Source organism: Nostoc sp. (genome assembly GCF_035638895.1).
In the GTDB taxonomy this organism is placed as follows: domain Bacteria; phylum Cyanobacteriota; class Cyanobacteriia; order Cyanobacteriales; family Nostocaceae; genus Nostoc.
This window is the reverse complement of sequence record NZ_DASQZC010000359.1, coordinates 1-1,748: the sequence shown is the minus strand read 5'-3', so window position 1 is coordinate 1,748 and position 1,748 is coordinate 1. Positions and strand designations below refer to the sequence as shown.

Genomic DNA, 1,748 nt, shown 5'->3' with positions numbered 1-1,748 from the left:
CGGGAATCAGTAGTGAAGCGGCTATAGGCAACAGAATAATCGTCGTCAGCCACGGAAAATTAGCTGTATTCATCACAATTCGTCTGCTATCAAAATCATGTTTGGCAAAAAGTCACTAGTTATTAAGTAACAGCTTTTTGGGGATTTCGTCTTCCTCGTTAGGTTGATTTAATTAAATTGGCAATCCCTCGTTTCTTATCTTGGGAGTCTTTTTTGACAATTGGGGGTGTGGAATGTGCGTTGTGATACTCCCAGTCAAGTCAAAAATTTACCCTAAAAAAGTTGGTAAAATTATAGTTTAGGGGTGCGATGTCTACGACAAGCCGCTTTGGGTCTATGCATAGCCTAATCTGTCCCTAAAAATACACAATGCTGTTTAGTGGTTGTTGAAAAAAGCAATTTGGTGCAAAAAAGCATAATAGGAGAAATAACCATAATGATAATCGCACAAATTGAAAATCACATTCGTTATGTGACCAACGTAAATGGAGAAACAACAGATGTACTCGTCCCTGTAGAACTTTGGCAACAGCTTATAAGTTCCATAAATTCTGATAACGTCAGTGGTTTAGCTTGGATTGATGAACAAGAGCCAAAAGCACAAATATTAGCCGATTTGCAAGAGTCAGTGCGACAAGCAGCATCTGGACAAACTTTTCCAGTGTTAGAGCTTTGGGACGATATCGAAGCCTAGATTTATGGCAGAAGTTCGTTTTACTCCTCCCTTCAAGCGCCGTCTCAAAACTCTGACTAAACGTTATCGCCAAATTCAAATTGACATTCAACCCATTATTGATCAGCTACAGGCTGGGAATTTTATCGGCGATCAAATTTCTGGGATAGACTTGACTGTTTTTAAAGTTAGAGCAAAAAACAGTGATATCCCGACGGGCAAAAGTGGTGGATAGATATCGCGTGATCTATCAAGTTGTCTCACATAAATGTGTCTCATCTTCTACTCCGAGAGTACCTGGAAAATTTGCAAGATGAACCTCTAATAAGTTATACAAGTACTGTTGTTTAATATGTAACATTTAAATGTCACTTCAATTTCCTAATTCATGGCGCTTTAACTCTTCACCAGATTCAGTTATTCCTAATGCAGCGATTGATGAATTTGAGAAACTTATTGGCATAATAGTAGCTAAGGGAGATCGCTGGAAGTTACTAGAGCATTTTAAAGAGTGTTTTGCCTATGCAGTAGGCTCTACGAGTGTCTGGAGTACTTCAGAGAGTTGGGCAAGCACAGATTTACGGTCATATTTGGAAGACGCGGCTAAAAACTCACCCCTGTTTCTGGAGGCGTTCTACGAAGCGTGTGAGAAACTTCGGGATAAATATGCAATCCCTGACATTGAACGTATCAACGGTATTTGTCTTGAATACAAGATTGCTTATCAAATCTATCCACCAAAACTTGTGAAGCTATGCGAAGGTGAAGAAGCTATCCCTGTGGCCGAATCGCCATCAACCTTTACTGAGTCTGCAAAGCAACTCATTACTAAGTCTCTAAGCCGTTCTGAACAACTACTGATTGAAAATCGGGCTAGAGAAGCAGTTCAAGAACTGCTTTGGATTCTAGAATCAATTACAACTGCTTTTAGAGGTGAGCAATTACCATCTGGCACAATAATAAAAGGGACATACTTTAACCTAATTGTGAAGGAACTCCGCAATGCAAATGAAGGGACAGCAATCAAGTATATATTAAAATCTTTAGAAAGTTTACATGGTTATCATTCGTCACC

Annotated in this window: 3 protein-coding genes; all 3 read left to right on the top strand. The window is 39.3% G+C overall.

Going from position 1 to position 1,748, the window contains the following annotated elements; translation table 11 throughout:
- Positions 1-436: 436 nt before the first annotated feature.
- Entirely contained in the window at positions 437-694 is a 258-nt protein-coding gene (locus VE944_RS17480) for a hypothetical protein (RefSeq protein ID WP_324979384.1), read from the top strand.
- 4 nt (positions 695-698) lie between these two features.
- Positions 699-908 (top strand): hypothetical protein, encoded by a 210-nt coding sequence (locus VE944_RS17475; protein ID WP_324979381.1) that lies wholly within the window; start codon positions 699-701, stop codon positions 906-908.
- A gap of 130 nt (positions 909-1,038) precedes the next feature.
- Positions 1,039-1,748 (top strand): hypothetical protein (locus VE944_RS17470; RefSeq protein ID WP_324979379.1); only part of this gene is annotated, 710 nt, incomplete at its 3' end.